19 protein-coding genes and 1 pseudogene are annotated in these 16,348 nt (G+C 44.2%); 13 read left to right on the forward strand and 7 right to left on the reverse strand.

The genetic code is table 11. The annotated features are described in order from the left end of the window. Positions 1 to 191: 191 nt before the first annotated feature. Together FU659_RS28275 and rsbW (FU659_RS28280) are read left to right on the forward strand one after the other, a co-directional pair. Positions 192 to 524, forward strand: a complete 333-nt coding sequence (locus FU659_RS28275; protein WP_147950631.1) for an STAS domain-containing protein — start codon at positions 192 to 194, stop codon at positions 522 to 524. After that, positions 521 to 955, forward strand: a complete 435-nt coding sequence (gene rsbW / locus FU659_RS28280; protein ID WP_147950632.1) for an anti-sigma B factor RsbW — start codon at positions 521 to 523, stop codon at positions 953 to 955. Before FU659_RS28275 ends, rsbW (FU659_RS28280) begins: the two co-directional genes overlap by 4 nt. A 30-nt stretch (positions 956 to 985) precedes the next feature. Here rsbW (FU659_RS28280) and FU659_RS28285 read toward each other — a convergent pair whose 3' ends face one another. After that, the gene (locus FU659_RS28285) at positions 986 to 1,444 is read right to left on the reverse strand and encodes a Dps family protein (protein ID WP_261808110.1); all 459 of its coding nucleotides are present in this window, start codon (positions 1,442 to 1,444) and stop codon (positions 986 to 988) included. A gap of 162 nt (positions 1,445 to 1,606) precedes the next feature. Here FU659_RS28285 and FU659_RS28290 point away from each other — a divergent pair, with 162 nt between their 5' ends. From FU659_RS28290 to FU659_RS28335, 10 genes are all read left to right on the forward strand, one after another. Next, positions 1,607 to 2,062 carry a DUF948 domain-containing protein gene (locus FU659_RS28290; protein WP_147950634.1) on the forward strand — a complete coding sequence of 152 codons (456 nt, stop codon included), beginning with the start codon at positions 1,607 to 1,609 and terminating at the stop codon, positions 2,060 to 2,062. 14 nt (positions 2,063 to 2,076) lie between these two features. Beyond that, the gene (locus tag FU659_RS28295; RefSeq protein ID WP_147950635.1) at positions 2,077 to 2,436 is read left to right on the forward strand and encodes an STAS domain-containing protein; all 360 of its coding nucleotides are present in this window, start codon (positions 2,077 to 2,079) and stop codon (positions 2,434 to 2,436) included. Continuing rightward, complete coding sequence (gene rsbW / locus FU659_RS28300) at positions 2,433 to 2,891, forward strand: anti-sigma B factor RsbW (RefSeq protein WP_147950636.1); 459 nt, start codon at positions 2,433 to 2,435, stop codon at positions 2,889 to 2,891. The genes FU659_RS28295 and rsbW (FU659_RS28300) overlap by 4 nt, the downstream gene beginning before the upstream one ends. Continuing rightward, entirely contained in the window at positions 2,888 to 3,655 is a 768-nt protein-coding gene (locus FU659_RS28305; protein ID WP_147950637.1) for a sigma-70 family RNA polymerase sigma factor, read from the forward strand. Before rsbW (FU659_RS28300) ends, FU659_RS28305 begins: the two co-directional genes overlap by 4 nt. Positions 3,656 to 3,670: 15 nt before the next feature. After that, positions 3,671 to 4,480: a PPK2 family polyphosphate kinase gene (locus tag FU659_RS28310; RefSeq protein WP_147950638.1), complete on the forward strand. Its 810-nt coding sequence runs from the start codon at positions 3,671 to 3,673 to the stop codon at positions 4,478 to 4,480. A gap of 103 nt (positions 4,481 to 4,583) precedes the next feature. Next, entirely contained in the window at positions 4,584 to 7,364 is a 2,781-nt protein-coding gene (locus tag FU659_RS28315; RefSeq protein ID WP_147950639.1) for a CHASE3 domain-containing protein, read from the forward strand. Then, positions 7,337 to 8,227: a CheR family methyltransferase gene (locus FU659_RS28320; RefSeq protein WP_147950640.1), complete on the forward strand. Its 891-nt coding sequence runs from the start codon at positions 7,337 to 7,339 to the stop codon at positions 8,225 to 8,227. Before FU659_RS28315 ends, FU659_RS28320 begins: the two co-directional genes overlap by 28 nt. A 145-nt stretch (positions 8,228 to 8,372) precedes the next feature. Next, positions 8,373 to 8,927 carry a DUF1003 domain-containing protein gene (locus tag FU659_RS28325; RefSeq protein ID WP_222708657.1) on the forward strand — a complete coding sequence of 185 codons (555 nt, stop codon included), beginning with the start codon at positions 8,373 to 8,375 and terminating at the stop codon, positions 8,925 to 8,927. A 112-nt stretch (positions 8,928 to 9,039) separates the two neighbouring features. Next, positions 9,040 to 9,204: a DUF1328 domain-containing protein gene (locus FU659_RS28330; RefSeq protein ID WP_147950641.1), complete on the forward strand. Its 165-nt coding sequence runs from the start codon at positions 9,040 to 9,042 to the stop codon at positions 9,202 to 9,204. Positions 9,205 to 9,261: 57 nt separating this feature from the next. After that, the gene (locus FU659_RS28335; RefSeq protein ID WP_147950642.1) at positions 9,262 to 9,642 is read left to right on the forward strand and encodes a YflT domain-containing protein; all 381 of its coding nucleotides are present in this window, start codon (positions 9,262 to 9,264) and stop codon (positions 9,640 to 9,642) included. Between the two features lie 44 nt (positions 9,643 to 9,686). On the opposite strand, the gene FU659_RS28340 is transcribed toward FU659_RS28335, so the two are convergent. From FU659_RS28340 to FU659_RS28360, 5 genes are all read right to left on the reverse strand, one after another. Further along, positions 9,687 to 9,887: a cold-shock protein gene (locus tag FU659_RS28340; protein WP_147950643.1), complete on the reverse strand. Its 201-nt coding sequence runs from the start codon at positions 9,885 to 9,887 to the stop codon at positions 9,687 to 9,689. A gap of 64 nt (positions 9,888 to 9,951) precedes the next feature. Next, positions 9,952 to 10,152 carry a cold-shock protein gene (locus FU659_RS28345; protein WP_147950644.1) on the reverse strand — a complete coding sequence of 67 codons (201 nt, stop codon included), beginning with the start codon at positions 10,150 to 10,152 and terminating at the stop codon, positions 9,952 to 9,954. A 287-nt stretch (positions 10,153 to 10,439) separates the two neighbouring features. Next, a complete protein-coding gene (locus FU659_RS28350; protein WP_147950645.1) occupies positions 10,440 to 12,041 on the reverse strand; it encodes a copper amine oxidase N-terminal domain-containing protein in 1,602 nt (533 codons plus the stop codon). A gap of 165 nt (positions 12,042 to 12,206) precedes the next feature. Further along, positions 12,207 to 12,608, reverse strand: coding sequence for a hypothetical protein (locus FU659_RS28355; protein WP_147950646.1), 402 nt, complete (start codon positions 12,606 to 12,608; stop codon positions 12,207 to 12,209). 121 nt (positions 12,609 to 12,729) lie between these two features. Continuing rightward, positions 12,730 to 14,295 (reverse strand): copper amine oxidase N-terminal domain-containing protein, encoded by a 1,566-nt coding sequence (locus FU659_RS28360; RefSeq protein ID WP_187274452.1) that lies wholly within the window; start codon positions 14,293 to 14,295, stop codon positions 12,730 to 12,732. A 142-nt stretch (positions 14,296 to 14,437) separates the two neighbouring features. On the opposite strand from FU659_RS28360, the pseudogene FU659_RS28365 reads away from it, so the two are divergent. Continuing rightward, positions 14,438 to 15,571 (forward strand): annotated as a pseudogene (locus tag FU659_RS28365) (HD-GYP domain-containing protein); the annotation flags it as partial. 56 nt (positions 15,572 to 15,627) lie between these two features. Here the strand turns inward: FU659_RS28365 and FU659_RS28370 are convergent. Then, on the reverse strand, positions 15,628 to 16,320 hold the full coding sequence (locus FU659_RS28370; protein WP_147950648.1) for a hypothetical protein: 693 nt from the start codon (positions 16,318 to 16,320) through the stop codon (positions 15,628 to 15,630). Positions 16,321 to 16,348: the final 28 nt, after the last annotated feature.

The following is a 16,348-nucleotide window of genomic DNA, read 5'->3' on the forward strand; positions in this document are numbered from 1 at the left end:
AGTCACTGTGTAAACTAAGGAACCGCCGTATACCGAACGGTACGTACGGTGGTGTGGGAGGTCGGCTACTCAACTAATGAGTAGCCTCCTACCCGATTACACAAGGAATTTCCCCCTATAGGCTAGAGCTTGTATTAATGGGTGGGGATTGTTACTATTTAGAAGAACAATCATGTAAGGGAGTGTGGCTAATGTCAGCAGATAAATTCCATGTTGATCAGGAAGAATCGGAGAAATCTATACAGCTTCATATCAGTGGGGAGCTTGATTTGGCCGCGGCCTTAACATTTCGCTATGCGCTGGAAGCCGTCGTACATCGTGAAGATAAGGAACTGGTCCTCGATGTAGGGCGATTAACTTATATTGATAGTACGGGTATTGGTATTGTAGTTTCAGTTGTGAAAATTCGCGACGAGCTGAAGGCTCCTCTCATTGTTCGTAATATTCCTAGAGGTATAAAAAAACTTTTTGATCTTACGGGAATCTCCGGATTTCTAAATGAAGGGATCGAAGGTAGCGCATGAACGTAGTTCGCTTACAAATACCAGCTGCTGCAGAATACTTGGACATTGTCAGACTTAATCTCTATGGTGTGGCCAGCAAGCTAGGGTTCTCCTATGAGGATATTGAAGATATGAAAGTAGCGGTTTCTGAAGCTTGTAATAATGCCGTGCTGCATGGGGAACCGGAAAGTGGAGGCGGACAGATTCAGATTAGCTACGAGGCTGAAGAGGATAGGCTGATTGTGAAAGTGAAAGACAGTGGAGAAGGCTTCAGTTACAAGGAAGTCAGCGAGCAAGCCGGACCCTTGTCAGGGACAACGGCTAGTGAGCTTAAGACTGGAGGTCTGGGCATTTATCTGATGCAAGCTTTGATGGATGAGGTTAAGGTTGTCACCCAGAATGGAACTGAAGTTACGCTCGTTAAATATATGCAAGCCAAAACCACGGAATAATGGGCATTCCGTGGTTTTTTTCTATCTATTTTATTTGCCCAGGTAGGAATCAAGCATCCAGTTGTGCTTCTCAAGGGAGGAGCGGACTGCAATAAGCATATCAGCAGTCGGTTGATCTTTATGTTCTTCAGCAAGTTCAATCCCTTCCGTTAATTCCGAGCAGAGGGTGGAAAAGTCGCTAACGATCTGTCTCACCATTTGTTCTGCGTTCTCGCTATTTTTAGCTTCCTCAATAGAGGAAATGGCTAAATGTTCTTTCAGCGTTGCGGTTGGAACCGCACGAAGAGATAACATTCTCTCGGCAAGGACATCCAGGTGTAAACCGGCTTCCGTATACAACTCTTCGAATTTAATATGCAAAGTAAAGAAATTCTCACCTTTTACATACCAATGGTAATTATGCAGTTTCATATAGAGAATTGAGAAATTTGCTACCTGCTTGTTCAGAATTTCCGTAATTTGATTTGTTTTCGTCGCTACTTTAGCCATATGCGCAGCCTCCATTTAATTGGTAATATTGGATATAGTTATAAGTACCCCTGCCCGTGTGGTTTGAAACAGGTTTACGAGGGGAAATATTTGATCAGAGGTTGATTCAGAAACGGATTATGAGGGTAACAATACCTAATTAACGAATTAGGGGTGATTGAAATGTTGGTACAAATTAGCGCAGTCATCGCTGCGGTTGCTTTCGTATTCCTCGTCTTTTATCTGATTCAAACTTTAAAATCATTGAAATTATCATTAGATGAGATAACGTCTACTATGGGGCAAATGAAGAACGAAGTGACGCAGATCAGTTCTGAAGTACAAGATGTTATTCTGAACACCAATGAGATGGCAATTGATGTACGCGCCAAGTTATCCAAGCTTAATCATCTTTTCAGCTCGGTGAATGATGTAGGTCAAGTCATTCATGAATTAACAACATCCGTCAAGCAAACAGCCACTGGTTTCATTGCTGCTGTGAAGCAAACAAGTATTCATAAGGAAGAGGCGCAGCTTAGCAGCAAGTGGAACACCATTTTGAATGGAGTTGCAATCTCCTTAGATATGTGGCAAAAAATAAAAGCTAAAAAATCACCGCATTCGAGAGTTTTGAAATAGAAAGGGGTCATCTTGTGAACGCAATACGAAAATTCAACGTATATAAACAATCCAACGGGCATGAAAATATCATTTACTTAAGCGGTGAGCTGGACTTGTCCGCTGCGCCTGAACTAGCGGCTGTACTGGATCAAGTCGTTCATCAGAAGGATAAAAGTCTAACCTTAGATTTAAAAGAATTGCGTTATATGGATAGCACGGGGATTGGCATGTTCGTTTCTGTCCTTAAAGTGAGATCTGTGATGCATGCAGACTTCCATATTCACCACGTTCCCGCCAAAATACAACGATTGTTCGATTTAACCGGTATTTCGCGTTATTTGGCCAACAATCAGAATAAGGGTGTTACAGAAAGGAAAGAAGAAATCATATGAGCCCATACATTGGCCTAACCATACCAGCAAGAGCCGAATATCTCGATATTGTCCGCCTGACTTTATATGGAGTTGCCACGAAAGCCGGCTTCTCATTCGAGGATATCGAGGATATGAAGGTGGCTGTTGCAGAAGCCTGCAATAATGCAATTCTCCATGCATATAATCAAGAGCAAACAGGAGTCGTAGAGGTTCAATTCGAGCCTAGTGAGGGCTACTTGCGCATATATGTGAAGGATGAAGGGAATAGCTTTAATTATGTCCAAACCGATCCTGAATTTGCTGCGCTTCACCATAAATCGCTCACGGAAGCTACAGTAGGCGGCCTCGGCCTCTTTTTGATGCAAGCTTTAATGGATGATGTGCAAGTCGTGACTAACTTAGGACGGGGAACAGAGGTTATTCTGACGAAGCAGATGACTGCGCAGCTAAGCAGAAAAGAGGAAATGGTATGAATGCTAACGCATCATCCTCTAAGCCTCTATACGAAATGTACGCCAAAATGAAGATTTATCGAGAGACAGCTTGTAAAGAGACGGCCACGATACTACTGCTGCATTACGAACCCATAGTTCGTATGGCGGTGGGTAAGATGTCGCGAAGCCGTCCTGATTTGTATGAAGATCTTTTTCAAGTGGGTCAAATGTCGATGCTCCGGTTATTTACGCAATATGACAGCACGATGGAAATTCCATTTGAGGCTTATGCGATGAAAAGCCTGATCGGTCATCTGAAAAATTATCTGCGCGACAAGTCTTGGTACATCCAAGTTCCAAGACGGATTAAGGAGAAGGGCTCCCTTGTGCAGCGTGCGGTCGATGAACTAACCGTTAAATTGGAACGTTCACCGAATATTGAGGAAATTTCTGCATATTTGGAGCTCTCACAGGAAGAAACGATAGAAATTCTCGCAGGACGGGATTATTATAATTATACGTCCTTAGATACACCGCTTGCGAGTGAAGGTGACAGCGCGACAATTGGTGATATGATCGCAGGTCCTTCTGACGATTATCAAACTTTAGAGAGGCGTATGGATCTGGAGGAAGCGATGGTCTGTTTGAAAAAAGAAGAAAAAAAGGTCATTGAACTCATTTTTAACGAAGGTCTCTCACAGCGTCAAATTGCTGATTTATTAGGGGTGTCGCAAATGAGTGTTTCTCGTATTCAAAAGCGGGCTATTGATAAGTTGAAAGGCGTTATGTCTCAACACATGTAAAAGGAGGCTCATAGGATGTTTGGCAAACACTTTTTACTGGAACATGGAAAAAAAACGCGATTAGATCAGATCGACCCTAATGACACTGGGGCTGTCTACGATCGGGAACAGGTCGAGAACGATATTCAGCGTCTGCAAGAAAGGCTGGAAGCGTTGCAAAATATGTTGTTCGCGGAGAAGAAGCAGTCTGTGCTGTTCGTTATTCAGGGGATGGATTGCAGCGGCAAGGATGGTGTCGTCAAACATGCTCTCGGGGGCTTACATCCACAGGGTTTTAAGGCGGTTGGCTTCAGCACGCCGACAGAAGAAGAAGCTGCTCATGATTTCATATGGCGCGCACACAAGGCTGTGCCTGCCAAAGGGATGATTGCTGCGTTCATCCGCTCGTATTATGAGGATGTCCTGATCACACGCATACATAAATGGATTAATGAAGAGGAAGCGAAACAAAGGTTCAAACATATCAACCGCTTTGAAAAGCTTTTGGAGAGCAGTGGTGTGAAAATCGTGAAGATTTTCTTGCATATTTCGAAAGACTTTCAATTAGCTAAATTGAAAAATAGACTGACAGATCCGACCAAACGGTGGAAATTCGATAAAAGTGATCTGGTGGAACGCGAATCATGGAATAAGTACCAGTCCGCCTATGAAGATATTTTTAAGCAGTGCAGTTCAGCAAGTGCGCCTTGGCATGTCGTGCCTGCTAATCATCGCTGGTACCGGGATTGGGCTGTTCTTCAAATTGCTGTTGAAGCTTTGGAAAAGATGAATCTTGCCTATCCGGAATCGGATCCTGAGTTGGATCTTATTCTTGAAAAATTATAAAATGAGCATACAAAGACTGTCTTTTCTAGCTGCTGAAATATGGTATAGTGAATAGTAGAGTGTTTACATAACATTCTCTAGGAACCTGTACTGGGAGGCAGCTATGTTGAACTCTTTTAACTTTAATATACGTGCCAAAATTATTTCCGGAAACATCTTCATCATTATATGTTTAGGGATATCCCTCCTTATGGTCAGTGATCGGATTACCTCGCTTCAGAAGGAAGTCGATTTTGTTTCCTCCCATGACATTGAGGTTCATGATCTGCTAAATCTGCTGCAAAAAAATATGCTTGATATGGAAACGAGCATGCGTGGTTTTGTGATTACGGGCGACGAGCAGTACTTGGAGCCTTACAATTCCAGTAATCGGAGCTGGCTTGATAACTACAATAAACTTCACCAGCTTGTAGGTGACAATACCAGTCAACAAAAAAGCCTGGAGCAAATGAAGCCAACCATTCAAACATGGATTAAAAACGCAGGCGAATATAACATAAAGAATAAAAAAGATCGTAATGAACAAGCGTTATCGGATTACTTTAAACAAAATACAGGGAAGCAAATTATGGATCAGCTGCGTACACAGTTCGATTCTTTCCTTCTCGCAGAAAAGCGTTTAACGGCTGATCGCACGATTAAATTAGCTGAAAGCAACAGTAATTTAAAAGCCGTTCTGTTTACGGTTCTTGGTTTGGTCTCGTTTTTTGCCATATTGGTAGCCTTGTTCTTATCTAATTCTATCGTCAGTACGATTCGAAAAGTCATAAGAACGATTAAGGATATCGCTGATTCTGGAGGGGATCTGGCTACTCGCATTCAGGTAGGCTCTAAGGATGAGATCGGGGAACTCGCTGAAGCGACGAACAGCTTGCTTACAAACTTAGAGAAGCAAAGCTGGATTCAAAAAAATATTACCGATGTTTCCACGATGTATCAAGGGATTAATGATGTTACTGTTTTGGCGCAATCCTTCGTGGCCAAGCTGGCTCCACTGCTAAAGGCGGCCTATGGCGTCGTGTATCTTAGACGAAACATAGAAGGCCAGATCCGATATGTGAAAATAGCAGGTTATGCGGTTGCTGGTCAAGATACTTCGGCTGCTAGCTTTCAATTGGGTGAAGGTTTAGTGGGACAATGCGCGGTAGATAAACGGATTTTCCTGATGGATAATTTACCGGACAATCATATCAAGGTAACATCAGGTTTAGGAGATTCTATACCACGGAGTTTATTAGTTGCCCCTATTGTTGTGGATGGCAAAACAGAAGCTGTTGTTGAATTTGCATCTTTGCACGCATTCAATGCTCAGCATCTTAGCTTAGTGGATATACTGCAAGAAAAATTCGGAACAGCGATAGTGAATGTGTTAGGTCGAATGGAAGTTGAACGTTTACTTGCTGAGTCCCAGATGCTGACGGAGGAGCTGCAGACGCAATCAGAAGAACTGCAAGCCCAGTCGGAAGAACTCCAGATGCAGCAAGAGCAGTTGCGGATTACGAATGAGTTTCTGGAGGAGCAAAACCATTTTGCTGAACAAAAAGCGACAGAATTAAAAAAAGCTAAAGATGAATTGGAAGATTTCTCACATAAATTGCAAACGAGTTCGCAGTACAAGTCAGATTTCTTGGCCAATATGTCTCATGAGTTGAGGACGCCGTTAAACAGTATTATGATTTTATCGCAGATGCTTTCAGAAAATGGCAGCGAGATGCAAATGACGGAGGTCGTGGATTATTCGCGTGTCATGTATGCCGCGGGCAATGATTTGTTGACACTGATTGACGACATATTGGATTTATCCAAAGTGGAAGCAGGAAAAATTGAAATTATGACGGATGAGGTCAATGTGACCGAAATCCCGCAATTAATGAAAGTAATGTTCGTTCCCGTAGCTGAGAAAAAACAGTTAAATTTCGAAGTTCATATGGACCCAGATATCCCGAACGTGATAGTAACAGATGGCCAGCGTTTGCAACAAATCTTAAAAAACTTATTGTCGAATGCTTTTAAATTTACAGAACAGGGTTCTGTAACGATGAAAATCGCGTTAGCCGAGCCAACTCGGGTCAAAGAGCTATTGAAAAGAGATGCGAATGATACGGTACTAGCCTTCTCCATCACGGATACGGGTATCGGAATTCCGATCGATAAGCAGCAAATTATTTTTGAAGCGTTTCAACAGGTAGATGGCACAACAAACCGACAATATGGCGGAACGGGTCTTGGTCTATCTATTTGTAGAGAATTTACTCGCTTGTTAGGTGGATCTATTGTAGTCAAAAGTGAGGTTAATAAAGGCAGCACCTTTACTTTATATATCCCAAGTATGCTTGATATGGAGCCTATAAACCATCATGCAGGTATGTTAGAGGACGAAATTGCAGCAGCTGAGGAAGATACGGCATATGCCGAAGAAGCTGCTTCTACAATTGAACAAAAGCCAGTGATTGAATCTCCGATCAGCGCACCGCCGATGAGCCCCGATGCCGAGCTGTTTTCCGGCAAGAGGATACTGTTGGTCGATGACGATGCGCGTAATGTGTATGCGCTTGTTACTGCCCTCGAGATGAAGGGAGTGATCGTCGAGGTTGCTGATCACGGCAAGCATGCTTTGGAATTCTTATATGGAGAATCCAGCTATGATCTCGTCTTAATGGATATTATGATGCCTGTTATGGGTGGGTATGAGGCTATGAAAGCTATTCGCCACAATAATAAATTCGATGATTTGCCGATTATTGCTCTCACAGCGAAAGCAATGAAGAGTGAGAAGGAGAAATGCTTGGAAGCCGGTGCTTCCGATTATATTACGAAACCGTTGAATATGGACCAACTATTCTCGCTAATGCGAGTATGGTTAACGAAGCAGGTGAAGCATTGAACAATAACCCATCCTTAGATGAATATGCGGAGTTGGAAGAGCTCCCTTATGATGAACTGCAAAATATTGAAGTAAACTTGCTTTTAGAGGGCTTGTATCAATGGTATGGTTTCGATTTTCGCCATTATGTACGATCCTCGCTGCGCAGACGAATTCTCAATCGCATAAAAGCGGAGAGGCTTCCCACGATTACCGCATTACTGGAAAAGGTGCTGCACGAACCCGGCACTTTGGAGCGATTGCTTAATGACATGTCGATTCGGGTGACGGAGATGTTCAGAGATCCAAGCTTCTTTAAAGCTTTTCGCCAACAAGTGGTTCCTGAGCTTAAGCAGTATCCGGAGATTCGCATCTGGCATGCGGGGTGTGCCACCGGGGAAGAGGCCTATTCGATGGCCATCCTGATGCAGGAAGAGGGACTGGCTGACCGGACGAAGATATATGCAACCGATATGAACGAGAAGGCGATTGAGGCCGCCCAGAAGGGGGCTTTTCCGCTTAAGCAGATGCAAGCCTTTACGAAGAATTACTTGGATTCCGGCGGGATCAAAGCGTTCTCCGAATACTATACAACGGACCATCAGTATGCTTATTTTCAGCCCTTGATGAAGGATAATATGATGTTTGCCCAGCATAACTTGGTAACAGACGGGTCCTTCAATGAATTTCATGTGATTTTGTGCCGCAATGTGATGATTTATTTTGATAATGAGCTTCAGCAGCAGATACACAGCTTATTTCATAATAGCTTGATGTCAGGTGGCTTTCTCGGCCTAGGCAAGAAGGAATCGATTATATTCGTGCCTGATGGGGTGTATTACGAAGAGTTTGTTCCGAACGATCGTATATATAGAAAAAGGTAAATGAACCGCTTAACAGGCAGATGAGGCCCTTCTCTCATCGCTGATAAGCGGTTTTTTGTTGTACGGATGAAATTGTTTCAGCCGCACAGCGGAACGGTTAAGTTAAGAGTAGATTCTATCTTTGACGCAGAAGGAAGGGAAATATATGGATAGGAAAATGAAAGATCAGGTGCCGACTGGCGAGTGCACACCGGAGAAACTCGTGGAGGAATTAGAAAATATTCCGAATAGCAGATTGGATAATGAAGTCTTAGCGAGGGTCACTGCGATGGTCAACGAGTACAAAGGACACATTAAAGCGCATCTGATTGAACAGGAAGAAAAGAAAACATCTTGGGCAGATCGTTTGGCCGATTCCATTGCTAGGTTAGGCGGAAGTTGGACTTTTATTTTATCTTTCGCCATTTTTTTGGGAGCCTGGATGCTTTTCAATTTAACGAGCTTTGCTTTTGATGAACCACCATTTATTCTTCTTAATTTAATCTTGTCCTGCATAGCGGCCTTTCAAGCACCAGTGATTCTGATGAGTCAGAATCGTCAAGCGGCCCGAGATAAGCAAGAAGCTATTCTCGATTTTGCGATTAATTTCCGCGCGGAACAAGAGAATATAGAGATTAAGATTTTGCTTGAACGGTTGGATCAACGACTGGAAAGAATCGAACAGCAAAGCTCGTCAGGAAAGCCAAATCGCGCCCAATAAGAATGGCAGCTCACAGCATAATTGGCTAAAGCATGTTTCATTACTAGGCGAAGTGGTTAATAGATGACATAGCAGAAACAACTAAAACGAAAGTGAAGAAAGGGTGTTGTACATGTTAGGTTGGGCGATTATGTTTCTGATCATTGCACTTGTTGCCGGCGTCTTCGGATTTTTCGGAATTGTATCCGCAGCTGTCGGGATTGCCAAAGTCTTGTTCTTCGTGTTCCTGATTATGTTCGTTGTCTCCCTGATCTTCGGCAGACGAAGAAGCTTGTAAGGGGAGGTTAAAGTCATTGTAACAACCCATAACCCATTCGAAAGAGGAGGAATTACCATGAGTACTTATACAAGAGTGAGTGTAACATCGAATATTCAGGAGGCGCAGGATAAGGTACAGCAATTGTACAGAGAAGGCTTCGCACGAGACCATATTTATGTCCTGACTCATAGTGCTGAAGGTACAGATTTCGTAGCTAACTACACGGGTGCAGAGCAAATTACTATGGCTGAAGAAGGTGTGATTACAGCGGTAGCTAATCTGTTCCGTTCTCGCGGGGATGAACTGCGGGCCAAAATGAGGGCTCTGGGCGTTCCTGAGGTAGAAGCTGGCCGGTTGGAGAGCGAGCTGAATAGAGGCAAAATCCTCGTTCTGGCTACCCCTTCGAATGAGGCCAAAGATTACAGTGGCGAGGAGTTCCAACGTACGATTCTATAACGAAACGCAAAAAAGAGACCCTTCGCGGGTCTCTTTTCTTGGGATTATCGTCTGCTGCTGGTGTTCGACAACGTGGGGAGCATCTTTAAGTCCTTAACCATAGATGATTGACAAATCGGGCATACCGGACTTTCATCAAAAGAGAAGTTATCTCTCATCCAGCAAGAGCACTGCTCTGTGCTGCATGTCCATATGCTGGTTTGTTCTTCGGGGACAGGTTCCAATGATTTCTTTGAAAAATACAATCGAACGCCTCCTTGTCATAGTAGACTCAGACTCGCAAGCAGCTAACGCATATGTGAAGAAGGACTACAGCTTAACTACTTGTTCAGCTTGTGGTCCGCGGTTGCCTTGAACAACTTCAAATTGCACGCGTTCACCTTCATCCAAGCTCTTGTATCCTTCGCCGGTAATGGCACTGAAGTGGACGAATACATCTTTACCGCCTTCAATTTCAATAAACCCAAAACCTTTTTCCGCATTAAACCATTTCACTGTTCCTGTTTCCATGTATAAAAAAACCTCCAACCATAATTTGTGCCTGCGGGTAACAGCTGTTGTTGCAATTTGATCTCGATAGCTTGTTAACGCAGCTTTGATAATATATCCAATTTTGGGGGAGCTTATTCCACTTTTATGCAAAATTCATTTTTAGGAATGATGCTGCCCTGAAAAACGAACGAGTAAAGACATAAAGTAAGGGGAAAAGCTCGCCCCTCATAGGTCCTTTGGGACAGTGAGGGCGAGCTTTTGGCTTAATCAAGCTTTATGGAATGGTAAAGAAGTTCGTTGCATGGTTAGTCTCTTGTAATGGTTACACTGCTGCTATCGTCGTCGAAGCTAACCTTGCAGCCTAATGTCTCAGCTATAAAGCGAAGCGGTACAAACGTTGAACCTTGCTTAATAATAGGAGCGCTGTCCAGTTGGACAGGAGAACCGTTTACCGTTGCTGTTTTGCTGTTTACGGCCAATGAGATGATGGTATCGGTGACCCCATCTTTGACTGTAATTTGCTTTGATTTCTCGTCCCATTTAATTTCTGCTCCTAGCTTCTCAGAGATGAAGCGGACGGGCAGCATCGTTATTTTATCCTCATTGATATAAGGATGACTTGCACCGAAGTAGTATTCCAAATAGGGGTCATCGTCCGTGTTGTCAACGATAAGGTGAATTTCTTTTTTGGTAACTTTCAAATCTTCTCGTAGCGTTTTATAGAACCTGGAGTCTTTGTTGAAGTTACTTAGGATGGAACTGCTCGTGATTGTTGTTGGATCTATGTTGAAAACGCCGCCGGAAACATCGATGCGATCCGCCTTAACAGGTTTATTAATGTTCCACACTTCATTGTTATAAGTGAATTTGAGTGCTTTCACGCCGGAGCTAACATTCGTAATCGGGATCGACAACTCCGTACGCACCTTACGAATCTGTTTGTCGGAGTCAATGAAGAGATCCGTTTGGAGCGTCGTTTGCTCGCTGAGCAAGGCTTTCGCTTGGGCATCGGTTGGAGAGGCAAACGTATCCTTCATATTTTTATCCCAATCCAGAAGGGCCTTGGCTAGAAATTCATGCAAGGTTGTATAAACAAACTCCACTGCTAACGTTTTATTATTTAGGTAAGCCGACATCAAATCAGGCATAACAGAATTCATCTCGCTGTTGAACGCAGAGGCTTTCATTTGCTCTTTGATGACGGGAATCAACACATCATAGAATTGACCGATCAATTCTTTCATTCCCTTTTCATCAGCTACGATGTTAGTCAGAAAGGCTTTCAAAAGATCAACGAATTCACTTCCGTTTATTTCTAAGTGGGCTTTTTGCAAGGATAGCGTTTCATTGTACACTTGCTCCGATACGGAGGATACAGAGAAATGCGCCGGATTCGGAGCGTTCGTTATGAAAAATTTAAGGAGTGCGGGCTGTAACTCTGTTCCTTTTTGAAAGAGCTGTTTCTGAATATCTTCCGATAAAGCAGCTGCGGAGGACCCGGATTGCAGTGCCAAAGGGTCAAAGACGAGCGGTTTTTTGGCCCCATCGATATGTATAATGATTTTGTTTCCGTCTACAACGAGCTTGAAAGGAATAGATCCTTTGCTGTATGTCAGTGCACCGTCTACAGACACATGCTGCTTATCTTGCATTTTGGCGTTATTGAGATCCAATGTAATATGGTTCAACATTTGAATCATTAACTTTTCGTCAGCCGATAAATGTGAGGTATCTCCTGCAATAATATCCATTTGGAGAGAGCTTCTGGACTCTGCGGATGTGAGGGCGGAACTATTTTGAAGAGCTTGGCTTACATCTAGTCCTTGAATAACCTGACAACCTGTTAACGCGAAAAGCATAATGACGAGTGCGGTGGCAAGCCACCATGTGAATCTCTTTCTCTGCATATTCGAATCTACTCCTTAGGTTTAATAGATCATATAAAATGACGCTGATAGATTATACGCACGCATTGAAGAAATGATGCGGAAATCAGTAAAAATTTGCAAGCGATGGAAATAGAAAAAAAGCTCGCTCCTCGTCAATCCGAAGACTGAAGAAGGCGAGCTCTATCATAGATACAGCAGCGTAATGACAAGAAGTTCGTAAAGCACAAGCGTCAGAATTTGGTTAGAAGCGGCCTGGGAAAAGAGCGCTCTGTGCTGACCTTGCTGAGGATGACCTGGGTAGTAATGGCCATGCGGGTTCACATGTAAGTAAGCATGCTGTCCGTCAACATGAGCAAGCACGCCCTCATGCGTGTGTCCATCGATGTTTGTAACGCGGATCGTATGACCGATGTGAGGGTGCAGCGTTCCCCATATGTGATCTCTTTGTTGTTTCAACAGAGGCTGCCAAGAGCCATCAGCTTGATAAATGACATGATGCCCTTGCTGGTGACCATACGGAACATGCTGGCCATGATGGATCGGTTGCCCCTGTTGACCTTGGTGCTGTGACGGATTCGTGTACATGTATTCGCTCCTTTTTCGTGCGGCTGCGTGATGCAGCAGGCAATTCGCCTAGTCTCACCACTAGCCTATTCAGCCGCTTGCAAAAGGTATAGGCTATCGCCTAATAGCGTTAAATAAGTTTCTAATTGCGTTTGATCGTTACTACACGAGTCAAGTCATCGAAGGAAACTTCTCCGCCCAATTGCTCAGTGATGAAACGAATAGGAACAAAGGTTGAACCGTTATAAAGTGCAGCTGGACTTTCCAACTGGATGGGGCTGCCGTTGACCATAGCCACTTTGCTGTCCAGCGTCAGGATGATGGTCGCTCCTGTTGCTGCGTCTTTAATCGTGACTTGCTGGAGAGCCCCATTCCAGCCTACCTCTGCGCCAAGCTTTTCAGAGATAAATCTGACTGGTACAACTGTGATGTTATCAGCGTTGATAAAAGGTTCCGGCGTATCGGAAGTGGCCCCTTGGGCACTATTCTTTAATTTTAAATGAATTTCCTTCTTCGTCACTTTCAAATCTTCTTTAAGGAGCTTGTAGAAAAGAGACTGCTTATCTAATTGGTTCAGCAGGGAATAGGTGGAAGAAGCGTCTGTTCCTACATTTACCACACCACTTGAAGTATCAATGGCAGCTGCTGTAACCAGTTTGTTAATATGCCAGGATTCACTCATATAAGATATTTTCAATGCGGATGCACCAGACGTTGTATGGCGGAGAGGCACATTCAATTCCACTGTTTGTTTGCGAATTTGTTTATCTGCATCGATATAGAGATTTGCTTTCAAGGAGGTATCACTGTTCCAAAGATCCTGAGCAGGGAACAGGGTTGGGTCAGCAGATGAGTCACCCTTGATTACGGTGTCTAAAGAAGCAGACATATTCTCCAGAAAATCATGAATAGAAGGATAAACGAGTCCTACAGCTAGCTGCTTATTGCTCAGTAATCGCAGCGTAAAGTCAGTGGAACCGCCCTTGATCTGCTCCTCAATAACCGGTGACAGTGCCTCATACAATTGATTAATAAGTTCTTTCAGTCCAGCTTCATCAGCTAACACATTCGCTAACAGCTTTTTCAGAAGGGAGGCCAGCTCGCTTCCATTCATCTCGATATGCGCTTGTTGAAGAGCAAGCGTCTCGCCATTCACCTTGTCTGACACAGACGTGACAGAAAGGCTCGCGGGATTAGGCAAGTTGCCCAAGATAAGTCCGATAATTGCTGATTTCGTCTCCATTAATTTAGGACCAAGCTGACTTTGTATCGCATCGGGCAATAGCTTCGTGACCGACATATTCGTGCTGTCGAAAAGGTCGAAGACAAGGGGCTTCTTCGCTCCTTCAATACTCAAAATAAGCTTGGTGCCTTCCGATGCGAGTTTGAAGGGGATGGTGCCTTTGCCGTATGTAATCGAACCATCAGCCGATAGGTGCTGTGCATCCTGAATCTTAGCATTGGTTATGGCAACTTTCACATTTTGTAGGGCAAGCAGCGTCTGCTTCTCATCAGCAGAAAGCTTTGAAGTGTCACCGGGTACAAGTTCGAATTGCAGCGTACCTTGAGATTCCGCAGACTTCACGGCCCAGTCATTTTTGATGGCTTGCGTAATGTCTAATCCTTGAACAGCTTGACACCCAGTCAAAACGACCATGATAACAATCGTTGCGGCAGAGATCCACCACGTACATTTCTTTTTAAACATAAGTTCATCTACTCCTTCAATGATAATGGACATGGATAAGTAATGTTAAATGATTATACGCAATAAGAGAAAGAAGGATTCGATTCATTGGTAAAATCCGTTGTTCCCTGGTTAGTATTCATGTTACCAGTTTTATACGCGGTTGTCGCTCTTTGCTGTTGGAAAAGGCTGGCTGTCGATTCCCGCATTCTATGTTGGGCTTGCAGCGATTTGTGCTGTACTTGTGGCAAGCATGCATGCTTTACTGGAATTTTTCACGACGGCCCAGGCTATTCGTCCGGTTCTCGTACATATTCGTTAGGTGGGGCAGCGTCTCTATGGGGAAGACGTTTCTTTGGATGGACGCGTTATTGTATCGATTCAGCGCAAGTTTCAACTCAGTGCGTTCCTGATCGGCACGATGCCATTGTTTCTTTTCAGTGTGGTGACGCAAATTCGACTGCTTACAGACGGGTCCAACTTAACATCCGACTATTGGAAATGGGCCGGCATTATTTTGCTGCTGGGAATCGGGTTTTCTTCCTTAGGGGCGCGTTTGCTAACAAAAGATATTCAACAACTGATAAGCGATTTATATAAGGCAATGAAAGAAGTGCAGGAGGGCGATCTGCAGGTTCGAGCATCCGATTTGTATTCAGATGAATTTTCGCGACTTGTCGCTGGCTTTAATCACATGGTGAAGGGGCTTGAGGCCCGCGAGAGCATGAAAAATCAACTGCTGCAAAGCTATTATTCTACCTTGGCAGCAGCTCTAGATGCCAGAGATGCTTATACAGCAGGACACTCAACGCGTGTGGCTAAGTACTCACTAATTATTGGACGAGCCGTTCAGCTCAATGAGCAGGAGCTTGATTTGCTGAATAAGACCGCATTACTGCATGATATCGGTAAAATCGGCGTGAGGGACGATGTGCTTTTGAAGGATGGAAAGCTCATGGATGAGGAATTTGAGCAAATCAAGCTGCATCCTGTACTTGGAGAAAGCATACTCAAGCAGATAGAGCCCTCAGAGGCGATGGCTCCGCTGCTCCCGGGTGTGCGTTCGCATCATGAACGTTATGATGGAAGAGGCTATCCGGACGGCTTAAAAGGTCAGGATATCCCGCAATTCGGCCGTATTATCGCGGTAGCCGATGCCTTCGACGCCATGACCTCCGATCGTCCCTACCGGGAGGGGATGGCCATGGAAAAGGCTTTGGCCATTCTGGAAGAGGGAAAAGGGACCCAATGGGATCCTGTATTTGCTCAGATGTTCATCGATACTTATCACATATAGATCATACATAAGAAAAACCTCCAAATCCAACGGAATGATGGAATTTGGAGGTTATTTTAATGATTGTAGGCCATGGAGTCGTCCGACAAATAGAGGCCGACTTTATCAATCCATTCCTGCACATAGTGGTCAGTCGCCCACTGTGCCATAACAAGCTGTTCGCCAGGCTGCAAATCAAGCGTTAACTGCGGAGCATTATTAGGTGCTTGCCCAAAAGGGTAGAACTTGAGCTTACTGTCCTCAAAGATGACGATCATATCATTCAGCGGTGAAGTCAGCGCATCGGTTGCCATGGGCCATGAGGCCTTGATACCGCTCCACGTACAGCAAATATCGTCATGATTGACGACTTTATCCGGCAGCTCGCGTGGAAAGTCATGCAGGACATAGCGATCAGCGCTTTTAGTTTCTGCTCGTGGCGTCTCAGCGACCTTGCCGACCCAGCGTCCCGGCTCTCGCTGAATGGTCCAGCTTTGACCGCTAATCTCTCCGAATGTTAGATTCGCCTTGGTGGCAACACTCGTAAGTACGCTGTTGATGGTCGTGCCGTATAGATCGGTAAGGGACACGTGATTCTTGTCCACCGGTTTGTTAAAAAATTGCATCGTGTGACCTTCCTTTAATTGCGGCAAGGTCCGCACCCAGATGCGATTGGATTGCGAAGCGACATTCCCACGCACGGTTTCTTCGGACTCTTTAATAGATAAGTATTGGTTGCCTGCGAATAAAAGGGTCTCAACGTGGTTCAAATGTTGTTCATTTGCTTGGTCAGGGAAC

This window comes from Paenibacillus sp. N3.4 (assembly GCF_008017805.1).
Classification (GTDB): Bacteria; Bacillota; Bacilli; order Paenibacillales; family NBRC-103111; genus Paenibacillus_E.